The sequence below is a fragment of the Streptomyces sp. WM4235 genome (assembly GCF_001279725.1).
Classification (GTDB): domain Bacteria; phylum Actinomycetota; class Actinomycetes; order Streptomycetales; family Streptomycetaceae; genus Streptomyces.
Genome location: NZ_LGDE01000260.1, coordinates 49367 through 66401, shown reverse-complemented (window position 1 = coordinate 66401; position 17035 = coordinate 49367). Strand labels below are relative to the sequence as shown.

Annotated in this window: 13 protein-coding genes and 2 tRNA genes; 5 read left to right on the top strand and 10 right to left on the bottom strand. The window is 74.1% G+C overall.

The window, feature by feature from the left end; genetic code table 11:
- Positions 1-686 (bottom strand): AfsR/SARP family transcriptional regulator (locus tag ADK55_RS18960; RefSeq protein ID WP_199826562.1); only part of this gene is annotated, 686 nt, incomplete at its 3' end.
- Between the two features lie 249 nt (positions 687-935).
- The gene (locus tag ADK55_RS18955) at positions 936-3152 is read right to left on the bottom strand and encodes an asparagine synthase-related protein (RefSeq protein WP_420713642.1); all 2217 of its coding nucleotides are present in this window, start codon (positions 3150-3152) and stop codon (positions 936-938) included.
- Positions 3153-3776: 624 nt separating this feature from the next.
- On the opposite strand from ADK55_RS18955, the gene ADK55_RS18950 reads away from it, so the two are divergent.
- The 4 genes from ADK55_RS18950 to ADK55_RS18935 all read left to right on the top strand — a co-directional run bounded on the left by ADK55_RS18950 (position 3777) and on the right by ADK55_RS18935 (position 8976).
- On the top strand, positions 3777-5426 hold the full coding sequence (locus ADK55_RS18950) for a hypothetical protein (RefSeq protein WP_053680286.1): 1650 nt from the start codon (positions 3777-3779) through the stop codon (positions 5424-5426).
- A gap of 19 nt (positions 5427-5445) precedes the next feature.
- A complete protein-coding gene (lhgO, locus tag ADK55_RS18945) occupies positions 5446-6678 on the top strand; it encodes an L-2-hydroxyglutarate oxidase (RefSeq protein WP_053680285.1) in 1233 nt (410 codons plus the stop codon).
- A gap of 176 nt (positions 6679-6854) precedes the next feature.
- Positions 6855-7646, top strand: coding sequence for a tRNA (guanosine(46)-N7)-methyltransferase TrmB (trmB, locus tag ADK55_RS18940; protein WP_053680283.1), 792 nt, complete (start codon positions 6855-6857; stop codon positions 7644-7646).
- 43 nt (positions 7647-7689) lie between these two features.
- Positions 7690-8976, top strand: a complete 1287-nt coding sequence (locus ADK55_RS18935; protein ID WP_053680280.1) for a PrsW family intramembrane metalloprotease — start codon at positions 7690-7692, stop codon at positions 8974-8976.
- 52 nt (positions 8977-9028) lie between these two features.
- Here the strand turns inward: ADK55_RS18935 and ADK55_RS18930 are convergent, their stop codons facing one another.
- The 3 genes from ADK55_RS18930 to ADK55_RS18920 all read right to left on the bottom strand — a co-directional run bounded on the left by ADK55_RS18930 (position 9029) and on the right by ADK55_RS18920 (position 11883).
- Complete coding sequence (locus tag ADK55_RS18930; RefSeq protein ID WP_053680278.1) at positions 9029-10096, bottom strand: M23 family metallopeptidase; 1068 nt, start codon at positions 10094-10096, stop codon at positions 9029-9031.
- Between the two features lie 330 nt (positions 10097-10426).
- A complete protein-coding gene (locus ADK55_RS18925; RefSeq protein WP_420713643.1) occupies positions 10427-11593 on the bottom strand; it encodes a PP2C family protein-serine/threonine phosphatase in 1167 nt (388 codons plus the stop codon).
- 216 nt (positions 11594-11809) lie between these two features.
- Positions 11810-11883 (bottom strand) — tRNA-Met (locus tag ADK55_RS18920).
- 335 nt (positions 11884-12218) lie between these two features.
- Here ADK55_RS18920 and ADK55_RS18915 point away from each other — a divergent pair.
- Positions 12219-12291: transfer RNA gene (locus ADK55_RS18915), tRNA-Lys, on the top strand.
- Between the two features lie 285 nt (positions 12292-12576).
- On the opposite strand, the gene ADK55_RS18910 is transcribed toward ADK55_RS18915, so the two are convergent.
- The 5 genes from ADK55_RS18910 to ADK55_RS18890 all read right to left on the bottom strand — a co-directional run bounded on the left by ADK55_RS18910 (position 12577) and on the right by ADK55_RS18890 (position 16946).
- Positions 12577-14796: a DEAD/DEAH box helicase gene (locus ADK55_RS18910; RefSeq protein ID WP_078999109.1), complete on the bottom strand. Its 2220-nt coding sequence runs from the start codon at positions 14794-14796 to the stop codon at positions 12577-12579.
- 266 nt (positions 14797-15062) lie between these two features.
- Positions 15063-15698, bottom strand: a complete 636-nt coding sequence (locus ADK55_RS18905) for a hypothetical protein (RefSeq protein ID WP_053680272.1) — start codon at positions 15696-15698, stop codon at positions 15063-15065.
- A 48-nt stretch (positions 15699-15746) separates the two neighbouring features.
- Positions 15747-16121 (bottom strand): fluoride efflux transporter CrcB, encoded by a 375-nt coding sequence (gene crcB, locus ADK55_RS18900; RefSeq protein ID WP_053680271.1) that lies wholly within the window; start codon positions 16119-16121, stop codon positions 15747-15749.
- Positions 16118-16591 carry a FluC/FEX family fluoride channel gene (locus ADK55_RS18895; protein WP_053680269.1) on the bottom strand — a complete coding sequence of 158 codons (474 nt, stop codon included), beginning with the start codon at positions 16589-16591 and terminating at the stop codon, positions 16118-16120. The genes crcB and ADK55_RS18895 overlap by 4 nt, the downstream gene beginning before the upstream one ends.
- Before the next feature lie 4 nt (positions 16592-16595).
- Entirely contained in the window at positions 16596-16946 is a 351-nt protein-coding gene (locus ADK55_RS18890; RefSeq protein WP_030012899.1) for a metallopeptidase family protein, read from the bottom strand.
- Between the last annotated feature and the right edge of the window lie 89 nt (positions 16947-17035).

Sequence of the window (17035 nt, the reverse complement as noted above, 5' to 3'; positions counted from 1 at the left end):
TCGGCGAAGGTGCGGCGGGTGCGCTCGTACGCGGCGAGGGCGTCGGCGGGGCGGCCGGCGGCGCGCAGGGTCCGGAGCTGGAGCACGCGGAGGGGTTCGTCGTACGGGTGCTCGTGGATCAGCGCGTCCAGCTCGGGCAGCAGGGACGCCGGGTCCGCGGCGCCGGCCCGGAGTTCGGCCTCGACGCGGCCGCGCCGCGCGGCCGTACGGAGGGCCTCCGGGGCGGCGGCGAGGGCGGAGCGGGCCGGCTCCGGAAGGTCGGCGAGGGCCGGGCCGCGCCAGAGGGCGAGGGCGGAGCGGAGGGTCGCGGCGGCGATGGCGGGGGGCGTCGCGGGGTCGTCGAGCTGTCGGGCGCCATCGCGGGCGAGCCGGGTGAAGCGGTGGAGGTCCACGTCCTCGGGGGCCGCGGCGAGACGGTAGCCGCCCGTCGGGTCGGCGAGGACGCGGTCGCGCGCACCGAGGGCGCGGCGCAGCCGGGACACGAGGGCCTGGAGGGCGGCGGGCGCGTCCCGGGGCGGGTCGTCGCCCCACACCTCGTCGACGAGGTCCGCCACGGTGACGGCGAGCGGGGCACCGGCGCGGAGCGCGAGGGAGGCGAGGAGGGCGCGGAGGCGGGCGCCACCTATGGGGAGGGGGGCGTGGGAGTCGTCGCGGGCCTCGGTGGGACCGAGGAGGAGGTACTGCACCGGGCAATTCTGCCCTTCCCCTGGCCGGGGTGGGTGGGGATTTGTGGCGGCGTGGCGGGTGGCGCGTGGCGCGTGCCGCGTGCTTGGGGGTGCTTGTCCGTGCCGCGTGCCGCCGCGTCGCTGCCGGCCCCGGCTGCGCCGGGCGCCTCAAACGCCGGCGGGGCTGGATTCGGCGCGGCCCCGGGGATCTGGGAGCGGCGGGGCTGGATGCGGCGCGGTCCCGGGGTGCCAGGGGGCGGCGGCGGGGTGTCAGGAGAGGGCTGGGCGGCAGTGGGGGATGCCTGTGGGGACGGCTCGGCGGCGGGGGGCGGTGGTGCCCGTCCAGCAGGTGCCGCGGCGGGCGAGGAGGCGGTGGAGCCACAGTTCCATGGAGACGAGTTCGGCGAGGCCGTCCAGGGGGACCGGCCGGCCGTCGGCCGCGTCGAGCAGGGCCTGTCGCACGACGCGGGCCTCGATCAGACCCGCGTCCGCGAGCAGGGGGGTGGCGAAGAGGGCGAGCAGGTCGGGCAGGGCGGCGTGCAGGCCCAGTCGGGTCGCGGTCTCGTTGGGGGCGTGGGCGGTGACGCCCCAGCCGGGCGGGAGTTGGCGTACTCCGGCGGAGGACAGGACGCTGCGCAGGATCGTCGCGCGGGCGCCGGGTTGGACGCGCAGGGACTCGGGGAGGGCGCGGGCGGCCCGTACGACCTGGTTGTCGAGGAACGGGGCGTGCAGGCGTTGGCTGCGTACCTCGACGGCCTGCTCGAAGACCCGGTGGTCGGCGGCGTGGCGGGCGAGGACGGCGCGGGCGCGGGCTTCGCCGGGGCGCAGGGACAGGGGTGGGCGGCCCGCGGCGGCGGTGAGTCGGATCGCGACCTCGGCGAGGGCTTCGCCGGTGAGCCAGCCCGCGGCGGGGCCGGGGCGGGACCAGGTCAGGGCGGCGAGGGAGGCGTCGACGGGGGTGAGGGCGCCGGCCGAGGGGGCTCCGTCGCGCAGTCGGGCGGCGGCGGCTTCCATGCCCGCGCGGTACGGGGTGCGGGCGAGGCGGCGGGCGGCGGAGTAGACGGTGAGCGGGACGAACAAGGACTCGCCGGCGGCCGAGCGGGCGAGGGCTGCGACGGGGCGCAGGAGGTGGCGTCTGCGGCGGTCCATCAGGAGGTCGGCGAGTCGGGCGGGGTGGGCGTCGAGGACCTGGCGGGCTCCGTGGCCGGTGAAGTGGTCGGCGGAGCCGGCGGCGAGTCTGCGTCGTTCGCGGGCTGCGAAGACGAGGGAGGGGCCGGGTTCGTCGGTGAGCGGGCCGTCGAGTTCGGCGTACGGGAGGGCTTCCTCGGCGGCGGCCACGACCACGTGGTGGAGGCGGGGGTCGGCGGCGATGGCGTGGGCGCGTTCGAGTTCGCCCTCGCGGCCCTGGGGGGTGGCGAGGTCGTTGAAGGTGACGGCGAGGAGGCGTTCGCCGGATTGCCGCAGGACGGTGCCCGGGGAGCCGGGGAGGCCGGCGGCGAGGAGGGCCAGGGTCGCGGAGGCGCTGCCGCCGGAGAGGTCGGCGCCGACGCCCGGTGCGGGGGCGCCGCGGGCGGCGCGGCGGTCGGCGGGTCCCATTCCGGGCACGGGGCCGGGGTCGGGGAGCAGGGTGTCGGGGGCATGGCGGGGCGCCGTGAGCCGGGCGCGCACCGCGTCGACCAATGCTTCGCGCACGCCCTCCACGGCGCGCTCGGGGTCGGCCTCGGGGGCGGCCACGGCGAGGGAGGCCACGGATTCGTAGCCGGTGATCTCGCGGGAGCCCTCGCGCAGGATCAGGGTGTGGCCGGGCGGGATGCGTCGAACGCCGACGTACGGTGTGCCGTCGCCCAGTGCCTCGGGGCTGTCGGGGCAGGCCAGGAGGGCTGCGAGGTGGCCGATGTCGAGCTGTGCCTCGATGAGGTCGGCGAGCGGGAGCGCGGCGGTGGCGTACGCGGTGCCGCCCGCCCAGGGCGTGTAGAAGACGGGGCGGGCGCCGGCGAGGTCGCCGAGGACGGTGATGCGGCGGCCGGCCTGGACGACGGCGGTGTAGCTGCCGGACCACTGGGTGAGGTGGCGCAGGGCGCCGCCGCGGGCGGCGTACAGGGCGCGGCGCAGTTCGGCGTCGGTGGCTCCGCAGCAGCCGAGGACGGCGAGCCGGGTGAACGGGTCGGCGGGGTCGGCGGTGACGGTGCGGATCTCGTCGGGGCGCCAGTCGCCGACGGCCCAGAGGGGGTCGGGGTCGCCCCACAGGAGTTGGGCGCCGACGGGTTGGACGGTGCGTTCGGCGTCCTGGGCGGCGGGGTCGTCGGGGTGGGCCGCGTCGGCGATGCCGCCGTGCGGGGGGTCCGCGTAGGCGGTTCCGTACGGGGGGCCGTCGGCGCCGGGTCGGTGCGAGGACCCGTACGCGGAACCGGAAACGCCCTGGCCGGAGACGCGTCCGGCCGTGCCGAAGCTCGCGGCGATACTGCTCCACCCGACCAACCAGCGCACGCCGCCGCCTCCCCAGCCTGTGGGCACATGACCGGGGCACGTACAGCGTGGTCGGCGTGCGGGCGCGACCGTACGGACCCCGGGTGGCTCGGGGTCCATGCTGCCACGAGACAGGCGTGCGAGAGGGGTTAAGGGGGGCGCACATGCAAACGAACACGCCCCCGCCACGCGGTATTTGGCGTTCCGTGCCCGGCGTCCCATAGGTCGGTTTCGGCCATTCTTCGGCCGTACTGATTTCCCGCGCCGCCCGGGTTCCCGGGGCGCGGCCCGGGAGGCGGGAACCACCCCCCGAACCGTTCCGCCACCCGCGGGGATTGAGGCAGCGGCGTCCCCCGGCCCACCCGATCCACGCGGCGGGCCGACCCACGCACCGCACATCGAATCGTCGGGCCCGGGGGGCAGCCAGAGCGCACGGACGGGCGCACGGCCACACGGACGGAGCACGCGCTGACACGTGCGCCCCGGGTGTGGGCCCCACCCCGACTGTGCGTACGGACAACAATCCCGCCATACGGAAGTGGAGGCCTTAACGCTTGGGAGGCGGGGAACTACGCTGGGTTTACGAAATGCCGGGCGCCTATGCCCCGGCGGCGTCTGCGTTCCGCGTGTGACGAGGGGTGGCGCATGTCCAGGGAGCTCCGCGAGCCCAATGAGAAGCTCGGCGCCGTCCTCGCCCTCGCGGGCATCAGCAACGCGGGGCTGGCCCGGCGGGTGAACGACCTCGGCGCACAGCGCGGCCTGACGCTTCGGTACGACAAGACGTCGGTGGCGCGTTGGGTGTCCAAGGGGATGGTGCCGCAGGGCGCCGCCCCGCATCTGATCGCCGCCGCGATCGGGGCGAAGCTGGGGCGGCCGGTGCCGCTGCACGAGATCGGGCTGGCGGACGCCGACCCCGCGCCGGAGGTCGGTCTGGCCTTCCCCCGCGACGTGGGGGCGGCGGTGCGGTCGGCCACGGATCTGTACCGGCTCGACCTCGCGGGCCGGCGGGGCGGTGGCGGGATCTGGCAGTCGCTGGCCGGCTCCTTCGCCGTGTCCGCGTACGCGACGCCCGCTTCGCGCTGGCTGATATCCCCCGCCGACAGTTCCGTCGCGCGCGAGCCGGAGGCCGGTTCGGGCGAGTCGCAGGCGCGGGAACTCCCGGCGGAGGCGCCGCCCACCGCACCCCCGTCGTCCACCGCGCCCCCGGCCTCCGTCCCGTCCACGGCCTCCGTCCCGTCCACGGCCTCCGCGCCGTCCGATGTGGTCCCGCGGATCCCGGAGACCCCGCGCGTCGCGTCCACGCCGCGCACCGCGCACGCCCCGCGCGAGCCGGGTGGTGCGACGAAGGGGGCCCCGGCGCCGGCGGAGGTGTTCCCGCAGCGCGTGGGCCACAGCGACGTCACCAAGCTGCGTGAGGCCGCCGAGGACGCGCGCCGCTGGGACTCCAAGTACGGCGGCGGCGACTGGCGTTCCTCGATGGTCCCGGAGTGCCTGCGGGTGGACGCGGCGCCCCTACTGCTCGGCTCGTACACCGACGAGGTGGGGCGCGCGCTGTTCGGCGCCACCGCCGAACTGACCCGGCTGGCCGGGTGGATGGCCTTCGACACCGGTCAGCAGGAAGCGGCCCAGCGCTACTACATCCAGGCGCTGAGGCTCGCCCGGGCCGCCGCGGACGTACCGCTCGGCGGGTACGTGCTCGCCTCGATGTCCCTCCAGGCGACCTACCGGGATTTCCCGGACGAGGGCGTGGACCTGGCCCAGGCCGCCGTCGAGCGCAACCGCGGCCTCGCGACCGCCCGCACCATGAGCTTCTTCCGCCTCGTCGAGGCCCGGGCGCACGCGAAGGCCGGCGACCCGGTGGCCGCCGGGGCGGCGCTGCGGGCGTCCGAGGGCTGGCTGGAGCGGGCCCGGGAGGGCGACGCGGATCCGACCTGGCTGGGTTTCTACTCCTACGACCGGTTCGCGGCGGATGCGGCGGAATGTTACCGAGACCTCAAACTCCCCCGGCAGGTCCGCCGCTTCACCGAGCAGGCGCTGTCCCGCCCGACCGAGGAGTACGTGCGCTCGCACGGTCTGCGCCTGGTGGTGAGCGCGGTCGCGGAGCTGGAGTCGGGCAACCTCGACGCGGCGTGCGCGGCCGGTACCCGGGCAGTAGAGGTCGCGGGACGGATCTCTTCCGCGCGGACGAACGAGTACGTACGGGACCTGCTGCACCGGCTGGAACCGTACGGCGACGAACCGCGTGTCGTGGAGCTGCGCGAACGGGCCCGGCCACTGCTGGTCGCCCCCGCGTAGCCACGTTGTCGGTGGCGGGGTGCAGTATGCAGGGGTGGGAGGTGTCAGCGTGGGCGGCGGCGTGGACTGCGACGTACTGGTGATCGGTGGCGGAATCGTCGGCCTGTCGACAGCGCATGCCTTGGCGCGGCTGGCCCCGGGGACCCGGGTGGTCGTCCTGGAGAAGGAGCCCGGCCCGGCCCGGCACCAGACCGGTCGCAACAGCGGTGTGATCCACAGCGGCATCTACTACCGGCCGGGCTCGCTGAAGGCGCGGTTCGCGGTCGGCGGTGCCGCCGAGATGGTCAAGTTCTGCGCGGAGCACGGGATCGCGCACGAGGTGACGGGCAAGCTGATCGTCGCCACGGAGCGGTCCGAGCTGCCGCGGCTGCACGCGCTGGTCCAGCGGGGCCGGGAGAACGGCATCCCTGTGCGGGAGCTGGGCCCGGCCCAGATCTCGGAGTACGAGCCGGAGGTGCGCGGGCTGGCCGCGATCCATGTCGGCACGACCGGGATCGTGGACTACGGGCAGGTCGCCGCCCAGCTGGCGGAGTCCTCCGGGGCGGAGATCGTCTACGGCGGCGCGGTCGACCTGATCTCGCGACGTTCCGGCGGGGTCGCGGTGCGCACCACGTCGGGCACGGTGGTGCGGGCGCGGGTGCTGGTGAACTGCGCCGGGCTGCAGTGCGACCGCATCGCGCGGCTGGCCGGCGACGACCCGGGGATGCGGATCGTGCCGTTCCGGGGCGAGTACTACGACCTGGCGCGGCCCTCGCTGGTCCGGGGCCTGGTCTACCCGGTGCCGGACCCGGCGTTCCCCTTCCTCGGGGTGCACCTGACCCGGGGCATCGGCGGCGGTGTCCACGTCGGCCCGAACGCGGTGCCGGCGCTCGCCCGGGAGGGGTACGGGTGGGGGGTGGTCCGGCCGCGGGACCTCGCCGACGAGCTCGCCTGGCCGGGGTCCTGGCGGATGGCCGCGCGGCACTGGCGGTACGGCGCCGGCGAGATCCGGCGGTCGCTGTCGAGACGGGCGTTCACCGAGGCCGTGCGGCGGCTGCTGCCCGCGGTGGCGGCCTCGGACCTGGTCCCGGCCGCGGCCGGGGTGCGGGCGCAGGCCGTCCTGCGCGACGGGACGCTCGTGGACGACTTCCTGATCCGGGAGGCGCCGCGCACGGTGCACGTCCTCAACGCCCCGTCGCCGGCCGCGACCGCGTCGCTTCCGATCGGGCGCGAGGTGGCCCGGCGCGCCCTGGCCACCCTGCACACGAGCTGACCGACCCGACGACCCGACCCGAAGACCTGGCCACCTGGCCCGACCCGACGACCCGACCCTACGACCTCGTCCGACCCGACGACCTGGTCCGGCGGCCTCGGCCCGATGACCCGGCGGGCCGGGAAGGGGCGGCGGGGTGGGCCGGGTCGTAGAATCGGCGCATTGTGTCTGAGCCCATGAATCCCCAGCCGCCGAGCGCCCCCGAGGGCGGCGCCACGTACACGCCTCCCAAGTGGCGCACCGAGCCCCGCTTCCCGGACGGGCCCGCGCCCGACCCGGCGGGCTCGCACCACGAGCGCCGGATCCGCAGCTTCCAGCCGCGCCGCAGCCGGGTGACCACCGGGCAGGGCGAGGCCTTGAAACGGCTCTGGGGCACCTGGGGGTTGGACATCGACGGGCACGAGGTCCTCGACCTCAAGGCGATGTTCGACGGGCTGCCGGTGGTCCTGGAGATCGGCTTCGGGATGGGCGAGGCGACCGCGCAGATGGCCGCCGCGGACCCGGACACCGGGATCCTCGCCGCCGACGTGCACACCCCCGGCCAGGGCAACCTGCTCGCGCTCGCCGAGCGGGGCGGCATGACCAACGTCCGTGTCGCCAACGGCGACGCGATCATCCTGCTCCGCGAGATGCTGCCGGCGGACTCCCTCGCCGGGCTGCGCGTGTACTTCCCGGACCCCTGGCCCAAGGCCCGCCACCACAAGCGGCGCCTGATCCAGCCCGAGTTCCTCGATCTGGCCGCCACCCGTCTGGCGCCCGGCGCGGTGCTGCACTGCGCGACCGACTGGGAGCCGTACGCCGAGCAGATGCTGGAAGTCCTCACCGCGCACCCGCGGTTCGACAACACCCAGGCGGACGGCGGCTACGCGCCCCGCCCCGACTTCCGTCCGCTCACCCGCTTCGAGGGCCAAGGCCTCGACAAGGGGCACGTCGTACACGACTTGCTCTTCCGTCGCTCGGAGAACTGACAACGTCACTCCGTGTGTCAGAGCCGCTCGCTAGGGTGATGGCGTGTATCGAGCGCTCACGGGTGTGCTCGCACGTCCGTCGGGCCGGGCCCGTACGTGCGTGCTCGTCGTGCTGCTCGCCGTGCCCGGGGTCGCGATCCTCGAACTCGTGCGGGAGCAGACCGGCACACCCGGTTTCTTCGTGGGGCTCGGTCTCGCCCTGCTGCCGGTACCACCGCTCATGGCGGCGTTCCGGTGGTCGGGGCGGGCCGCGCCCGGCCCGTGGCGGCAGTCGCTGTTCTGCTTCGGCTGGGGCGCCTGGACAGCGGCGCTGATCGCCATACTGGCCAACAGCTTCGCCACCCAGTGGATCGCCGCGGCCACCGCCGATCCCACCGACGCCGATCAGCTCGGCTCGGTGGCCATCGCCCCGGTCGTCGAGGAGAGCGCCAAGGCCGCCGCGCTGGTGCTGGTGCTCGTCTTCCGAAGACGCCGACTCGCCGGCCCGGTCGACGGCTTCGTGCTCGCCGGGTTCACCGCCACGGGCTTCGCCTTCACCGAGAACATCCTGTACCTGGGCAATGCCTTCGACGAGGACCTGTCCAGTGGCACCGGCGTGCTCGACTCCCTGACGGCGGCGACCTTCTTCGTACGGATCGTCCTGTCGCCGTTCGCGCACCCGCTGTTCACGGTGCTCACCGGCCTCGGTCTCGGCGCCGGCCTGCTGCGCTCGCGCCGGTCGGCGCGGATCGGGCTGTCGCTGCTCGGGCTGGCCTGCGCGATGGCTCTGCACGCGCTGTGGAACAGCTCGTCGGAGTTCGGGGAGTACGGGTTCTACGTGGTCTACGGCTGCGTGATGGTCCCGGCGTTCGGGCTGCTGCTGTGGCTCACCGTCCGGACCCGGCGTCGGTTGTTGCGGGCCGTCGCCGCCGAACTCGCGGTGTACGCCGCCGCCGGCTGGCTCGGCCGGGCGGAGGTACCGGCCCTGGCGTCGATGCCCGCCCGGTCGCTGGCCCGCGCCCTGGCCCGGCGCACCGGTGGCCGCGCGGCCGGCCGGACCGTCGCCCGGTACCAGTCGGACGCCGCCGCGCTCGCCCTGCTGCGCCACCGCGCCCGCCGCGGCGGGCCGGGCCGGGAGCCGGATTTCGCGCAGCGGGAGCGGGAGTTGCTCGGGAGGATGTGGTTGCGTCGGGCCACGGCGGCGCCCGCTCTCGCGCGGGCGGCCGTGATGGAGGACTTGCTTCCGCCGTGGTTCGACCCGGTCCCGGCCTCGGGGCGGGCGACGCTGACCGCGGTACCGGCACCGAGGCGCGCGGACGAGAGGCGGCCCGCGGCCGACGTCAGACGCTGAGGCCGCACGGGGTCGGGGAGGGGCGCTCCGGTGGTCGGGGGCCCCGGGGCGGTCAGACGTTGAGGCCCTTGGAGTGCAGCCACGCGAGCGGGTCCATCGTGGAGCCGCCCTGGCGGACTTCCAGGTGGAGGTGGGCTCCGGTGACGTTGCCGGTGGCGCCGACACGGCCGATGGTGTCGCCCGCGTCCACGGACCCGGAGGTCACCGACATGGAGGACAGGTGGCAGTACCAGATCTCGGTGCCGTCATCGAGCTGGAGCACGATCCGGTAGCCGTACGCCCCGGAGTAGCCGGCCGAGGTGATCTTCCCGCTGCCCACGGCCTTGACCGGGGTGCCGGTCGGGGCGGCGAAGTCGAGGCCGGTGTGGTGGCCGGAGGACCACATGGAGCCGGAGTCGCCGTAGTGCGAGGTGAGCGTGTAGGCGGAGGTCGGCAGGACGAAGTCGCCGGACGCCTGCGCGGGACGTTCCGCCTCGGCCTTGGCCGCCGCGGCGGCCTCGGCGGCCTCGGCGGCCTCGGCGGCCAAGGCGGCCGCCTTCTCGGCCTCGACCCGGGCCTTCTCGGCCTTCGCGGCCTGCTCCGCCTTCTCGGCGGCGGCCTTCTCGGCCGCCTCCCGCTTGGCCTTGGCCTCCTGGGCGGCGGCTTCCTGCGCGGCGCGCTCGGCGTCCGCCCTGAGTCGGGCGTCGTCGTCGTGCGCCCGGGTCTCGGCCTGCTGGAGGAGGCGGTTCAGCAGTGCCTCGCCGGCGTCGGCCTGGCCCTGGGTCCGCTCTCCCCCGCCGATCTGCTGCGGGATGCTCGCGGCCCGCGCGGCCCGCACGGTCTCGTCCGCGACGCCGGAGGCGTGGTCGTCGTCGCCCAGCAGGTCGGGGAACGACGGCATGGTGATGGCCACTTGGGGGCGGTCCTGCGCGGTGGCTATGCCGCCCGCACCGACGGCGGCGATGACCCCGACACCGAGCACGGTCGAGCTGCGGGCCAGTCCGCCGCGCGGCTTGAGGACGCGGTGCTTGCCGCGGAGCGGCCGGGCCGAGTCCTCGGTCGGGTTCCACTCGCCCCAGGCGCCCGCCGTGGGCGACTCCTGGATGTCGACGCCGTCGTGGGCAGGCGAGTTGGAGGCCACGGGGGCACACTCCTCAAAGCAGGGGAACGCGCGCGGCGCCGTCTCTTGCGACGGCCGGGACGACCGCGCTGCGTTATCGAACGGTAATAGACTCGGGGGAGTGATTCCAAGCTGTTGCGATTGATCGTTAACACCAATCGGCCACTGCCTGAACAGCCTTGGCCTGGACATTGGGCCCAATAGTGTTCAACTCGGGCAAAAATCAGTGCACACCCTCACCACTTCAGCCACAGTGGCCAAGTGACGGCCCGTCAGGGCTTTAACGGAGTGCGCCACTTCGGACACGCACCGTTACGCCAGGCTCCTCGCGCGGCCCCTCACGTCGGCCTCTCACGTCGGATCCTCGCGGCTGACCACCGGGACCGTCCGCCGACGCTCCGGCTGCCCCCGCGCCGGGCGGCCCACCGCCAGCAACGCCATGTCGTCGGTCGCCCCGCCGCCCGTGTGCCGGCGCACATCGCTGTTGAGCGCGTCGAGCAGTTCGTCGGGTCCGGGGAAGACCCTCCCCCGCAGCCGGCCCGCCGGGTCGTAGAACCTCCCCTCCGCGTCCCGGGCCTCCGTCAACCCGTCCGTGTACAGCAGCAGCGTGCCGCCCTCGGGGAACGGCCACTCCTCGGCCCGGTCGGGCGAGAGCGCGCCCAGGCCCATGCCCAGCGGCAGCGCGCGCACGGCCGGCGCGAGCACCACCAGTGCCCCGTCGGGGTGCAGCAGCAACGGCTCGGGGTGGCCCCGGTTGACGAGCCGCAGCACCGCCGACCCCTTCGGGACCTCGCCGAGCACACACGTCGTGAACCCCTCCACCGCGTCCAGACTGTCGCGCCGGGTCCCCTCCCGGGTCAACGCGCGCTCCAGCCGCCGCGCGAGCGCCTCCAGCGTCGGTTCGTACTCCGCCGCCTCCCGGAAGGCGCCCAGCACCACCGCGACGGTCTCCACCGCGCCCAGCCCCTTGCCGCGCACGTCACCCACCACCAGCCGCACCCCGTACGGGGTCTCCTGGACGGCGTACAGGTCCCCGCCGATGAAGGCGTCCGCCTGCGCCGCCTCGTACGAGGCGGCGACGTGCAACCCCCCGATCCGATCGGCGGGCGTCGGCAGCACGGCCCGCTGGGCGGCCTCGGCGATCCCGCGCGCCGAGGCGAGTTCCTTGCCGCTGCGCCGTACGACTCGGTTGATCAGGAGCGCCAATCCGGAGACGGTGACCACCGTCGCCAGCTCGGTCACCGACTCGGCCCGCCCACTGGTGCCGTTGTGGACGTGCAGCACGACGACCGCGAGGGAGGCGGCCAGGCCCGTCAGGAACGTCGTGCGCAGGGAGAACAACGGCGCCGCGATCAGCGGGGCCGCCGAGAAGAAGGGGGAACCCGTGAAACTCGGCGGGGTCACCAGGTCGAAGACGAACCCCAAGGCGATCAGGATCGCCGGCAACACCCGGACCACCAGCCGGGACACGCCGCCCCCGGCACCGGTCGCGCCCGCGTCCTCGCCCTGCCGGCCCAGCCCCACCACGCCGTCTCCTGCCGCCCGATCCCTCGCACGGGTGCGGGCCACCGCCGCATCGCCCCTCAAGGCTGGCGTCGTGAAGGTCCGCGGGCGACCGGGCCGGGGCCGTACGGGTGACGAAAACACGGACGCCGGGTGAGAACGAAGGCGCGGCCGGAGTGCGGGAACGACGAAGGCCCGGTCCCCCTGAGGGGACCGGGCCTTCGTACTGAGTAGCGGGGGCAGGATTTGAACCTACGACCTCTGGGTTATGAGCCCAGCGAGCTACCGAGCTGCTCCACCCCGCGTCGGTAAACACAACTCTACGTCATGTGGGGGATGGCCCCCGCCAATTAACCCTCCGGGAACCCCCTGGAACGGCATCATCGCAGGTCAGAGGGCTTAAGAATGGATCCGGGGCGGCCCTCGGAAGCCCTCGCGGGGGCCCACCCCGCCAGTGGGAAGCGCGCGCCTCGCCGGTCGGACGGGCCCTCACCAGGGCTCGGAGGCGGGTGGATCCGCCGCGTGCGCGCCCGAGCGAAGGGCGCCGACCACCGGTGGCGGGAAACCGCCGGGCCGCTCCGGTCGATACCCGATCGGCCTCGCGCCCCTCTGCGGCTATGCTCTGGGGTGAGCACGCCGAGGGCCATTAGCTCAATTGGCAGAGCAGCGGACTTTTAATCCGTTGGTTGTCGGTTCGAGTCCGACATGGCCTACAGCTCGCGGTCGGAGGTCACGCCTCCGACCTGGCACAGAGCGCCCCGTCTGGTTTCGGCCAGGCGGGGCGCTCCGTCGTTTCCGGGTGCTCTCGGGCGCAGTTGGCGCGTCGCGGCGCTCCGGTGCCGGACGGCCGCCCCGGGCCCGCAGCGTGGCGCGCGCGGCCTTCGAGGGCCTCCACGGGAACGGGAAGCGGGAACCAGGAACGGCAACGGAAACGGGCTCGGCCCCCACCGCACCGGAGTGCCGTGGGGGCCGAGCCCGTGTCAGATGACGCTCAGACGTCAGCCGTTGCGCTTCCAGCGGGGCTTGTCGTCACGACGGCCACCGAAGGAACCGGTCGAGCCGGTCGAACCGGAGCCGGAGGGGCGGTTGTCGTCACGACGGCCGTAGGGGCGGTCGCCGGCGCCGCCGGAGCGGAAGCCACCGGACGGACGGTCGCCACCGGAGCGGAAGCCACCGGAGGGGCGGTCGTCGCGACGGAAGCCGCCACGGTCGCCACCGCGGTCGTCACGGTTGAAGCCACCCGAGGGACGGTCGTCGCGACGGAAGCCGCCACCACGGTTGTCATCGCGACGGTCGCCACCGGAACGGAAGCCACCGGACGGACGGTCACCACCGGAGCGGAAGCCGCCACGGTCGCCACCGCGGTCGTCACGGTTGAAACCGCCCGAGGGACGGTCGTCGCGACGGAAGCCGCCACCACGGTTGTCATCGCGACGGTCGCCACCGGAACGGAAGCCACCGGACGGACGGTCACCACCGGAACGGAAGCCGCCACCACGGTTGTCGTCACGACGGTCGCCACCGGAACGGAAACCGCCACGGTCGCCACCGCGGTCACCGCGGTCGTCGCGACGGTTGTCACGACGCTCGAAGTTGCCGCGGTCGTCACGACGCTCGAAGGTGCGCTCCTGGACGACGGGCTCGGCCACGGCGGCCGCGACCTCGGCCTCGGCGGCCTCGACCACCTCGGCCACGGCGGCGTCCGGGTCCTCGCCACGCTCGCGGGCGGAGCGGGCGACGAGGCGGTCGGCCTCCTCGCGCAGCTCGCCGGCGCGGCGGGTCAGGCGCTCCAGCTGCTTGGTGAGGTCGGCGACCTCACGCTCGGCCTGCTTGGCGGCGTTGTTCGCGGAGTCGGCCTGGACCTGCGTCAGCGAACGCGCGCCGGTGATCTCGGCGACCTCGGGGTCGAAGGCGCCGACGCCCTGGACGATGTGGCGCGAGGCGTCGACGCCCGCGTCCTCCATCAGGCGGAAGATCTGGCGACGCTGGTGCGGGAGCGCCAGCGACACGACGACACCGGACTTGCCGGCGCGGGCGGTACGGCCCGAGCGGTGCAGGTAGTCCTTGTGGTCGCCGGCCGGGTCCACGTTCAGGACCAGGTCGATGCCGTCGACGTGGATGCCGCGGGCGGCGACGTCGGTGGCGACGAGCGCGTTGACGTAGCCGTCCTTGAAGTCGGCGAGGACGCGGGTACGGGCGCCCTGCGTCATGCCGCCGTGCAGCGCGTCGGCCTTCACGCCGGCCTCGATGAGCTGCTCGGCGATGCGGTCGGCGCCCAGCTGGGTGCGGACGAAGATGATCGTGCGGCCCTTGCGGGCGGCGATCGCGGCCGTGACGGGCGCCTTGTCCTTCGGCTTCACGACGAGGACGTGGTGGGTCATGGTCGTGACGTTGCCCTGCGCGCTGTCGACCTCGTGCGTGACGGGGTTCGTCAGGTAGCGCTTGACCAGGGTGCCGATCTCGTTCTCCATGGTGGCGGAGAAGAGCATGCGCTGGCCGCCGCCGGGGATCTGGTCGAGCAGCTCGGTGACCTCGGGCAGGAAGCCCAGGTCGGCCATCTGGTCGGCCTCGTCGAGGACCGCGACCTGGACGTTCGCCAGGGAGCAGGCACCGCGGTTAATGATGTCGCGCAGTCGGCCGGGGGTGGCGACGAGGACGTCGACACCGCGCTCCAGAGCGAAGATCTGGTTGCTCATGGAGGTACCGCCGCAGACGACCTTCATCTTCAGGCCGAGCACGTCGCCGTAGGGCTGGAGGGCGTCCGCGACCTGCATCGCGAGCTCACGGGTCGGCGTGAGGATGATCGCGCGGGGCTTCTTCTTCTCGGTGTGCCCGCCGGCCAGGGAGGCCAGGGTCGGCAGACCGAAGGAGAGGGTCTTGCCGGAGCCGGTGCGGCCTCGGCCGAGGATGTCCTTGCCGGCCAGGGCGTCCGGGATGGTCGCGGCCTGGATCGGGAAGGGGCTCGTGACGCCGTTCTGGGCGAGCTTGCGCACGATGCCGTCCGGCAGACCGAGGTCGCTGAACGTGATGGTGGGTTCGGCGTCGGCCTCGTCGGCCTCGTCGATGGACTGGTCGGTCACGTCGGCCTCAAGAGCCTCGATGATCTCGTTCGCCTCAGCGGCCTCGATGGCCTCGGTGACCGCGAGGGTCTCGGCGGTGACGATCTCGTTCGAGTCGTTCTCGGGCATGACGGTGCGGTCAGAACTGGAAATGGACATGCGAAATGCGAAACCTTCCGGAGTCTCGGCACGCGCCCAAACTCCGTGAATCGCAAATCGACCGCCTCAATGCGGTCAGCCACGGCTAGGGAGTACGCGCCACACGGCGCTCTTCGGATTCGGCGCCGGGCAATGGGATCAAACGATCTATAACCATACGCACCCTCCTGGGGGTCTGGCAAGTCGCTCCCCCCAAGAGGCACCTGACCTGCGACGATCCCCGGAGGACAGAGCCGGACAACCGCCGACGAACCTCCCCGATACGACTACCCGACGACCGGAGGACTGGGCTCCGGCTGCGGCGGAGTGGGCTCCGGGGTGGGCTGTGTCACAGGCGGTTCGGGAGTGGGTTCCACCACAGGCGGAGTGGGATTCGACCCTCCGGACCCACCGGCGGCCGCGCCACCGCCGGAACCCGATCCCGACCCCGATCCCGTACCGGCGGAACCCGAGCCGCCGGAACCGGCGGCACCACCCGCGGCGGAGCCCCCGCCCGTCGGCTGCTGCGGCCCCTGGCCACCCGCGCCTCCACCCGGGCCGGCCGACGGCGAGGGGGCGCCCGGCTTGGCGGGCGCGCCCGGGCTGGGTGAGGCCCCGGTCGCGCCGGAGGCCTTGCCCGGCTCGACGGTCTTGCCGTCAGGGGTGGTCCCCGTACCGTCCTTCGCGCCGCGGCCGTTGCCGTGGACGCCGGAGCCCCGCCCGGAGACGGTGCCGCCGGCCGAGGCGGCGGCGTCCTTGGCGTCCACCGAGGCGGAGGGGCCGGGTTTCGCGGCGTTCTCGCCGACGCTCATGCAGCCTGCCGACGCCGCCACCGCGAGCGCGGTGACGGCCAATCGGAGGGAAGCGGACAACTGGCGCACGGGTGGCACCTCCGGGACGGGGAGCAGCGGAGTGTTCCGCATGAGCGGGTCAATGTGCCCAACTCCCCGTACCCCGTAAGAGACACGCCCTCAGCCGAAGAGCCGGCCGGACACCTGCGAGCCCAGGTGCACGGCGCCCAGCCCCACCAGCACCGACGCCAGGACGTTCGCCGCGGCGAGGAACCGCTCGCCGCGCTCGAGCAGTCGCAGGGTCTCGTACGAGAACGTCGAGTACGTGCTGAGCGCCCCGCACAGTCCGGTGCCGAGCAGCAGGCCGAGCCGCGAGGAGGCCGCACCGGCCAGCGTCGCCCCGGCCAGTACCCCCAACACCAGGCAGGCGGCGGCGTTCACGACGAACGTGCCCCAGGGGAAGATCGAGTCGTGGCGGCCGCGCACGGCCCGGTCCGTCAGGTACCGCAGCGGCGCCCCGACCACCGCGCCGGCCACCACCAGCAGCCAGTTCACGCCCGCCCCCGTTCCCGCAGCGCCGCCCGGGTCACCGCCGCACCGGCCCAGACCGCGCCCAGCGCGGCCACCACCGTCAGACCGGCGTACGTCAGCGCGGTCGGGACGAGGCCCTCGTCGAGCAGCCCGGAGAACTCCAGGGCGTAGGTGGAGAAGGTGGTGAAGCCGCCGAGCACCCCGATACCGAGGAAGGGCCGCAGGAGCGGGTGCGGCGAGGTGCGGCCGTCCTCGGCGACCGCCGCCATGAGCACGCCGATCAGCGCGCAGCCCAGGACGTTGACCCAGAAGGTGTCCCAGGGAAAGGCCCCGGGGTCCGCCGGCCACAGCAGGGCCGCCCCGTGGCGCGCCGAGGCGCCGATCGCCCCGCCGACCGCGATGGCCCCGAGGACGCGTCCCCGCGGTTCGGTGCTCCCGGGTGGATCGGCGTCGGGGTCGATCGACGCGGCGTCCTCCTCGTCGGTGCCGGTCACCGGCTCACCCGTAGCCCAGGGCGTGCAGTCGCTCGTCGTCGATCCCGAAGTGGTGGGCGATCTCGTGGACCACGGTGACCTCCGTCTCCGCGACCACGCTCTCCCGGTCCTCGCACATCCGCAACGTGGGGTTGCGGTAGATCGTGATCCTGTCGGGCAGCACCCCGGCGTACCACTCGCCGCGGTCGGTGAGCGGGGTCCCCTCGTAGAGCCCGAGGAGCTCCGGATCGTCTGCGGGCGGCTCGTCCTCGACGAAGACCGCCACGTTGTCCATCAGCCGCGTGAGCTCCGGCGGAATCCGGTCCAAGGCCTCTGCGACGAGCTCTTCGAACTCCTCGCGCGTCATCTCCAGCACCCCGTCATTGTCGCTCCGGGGGAAACCGTTTTGGCGATAGCTCCCCGGATCCCATATGCTTCTCACGTCCCCGACGCGCTGCAAAGTGC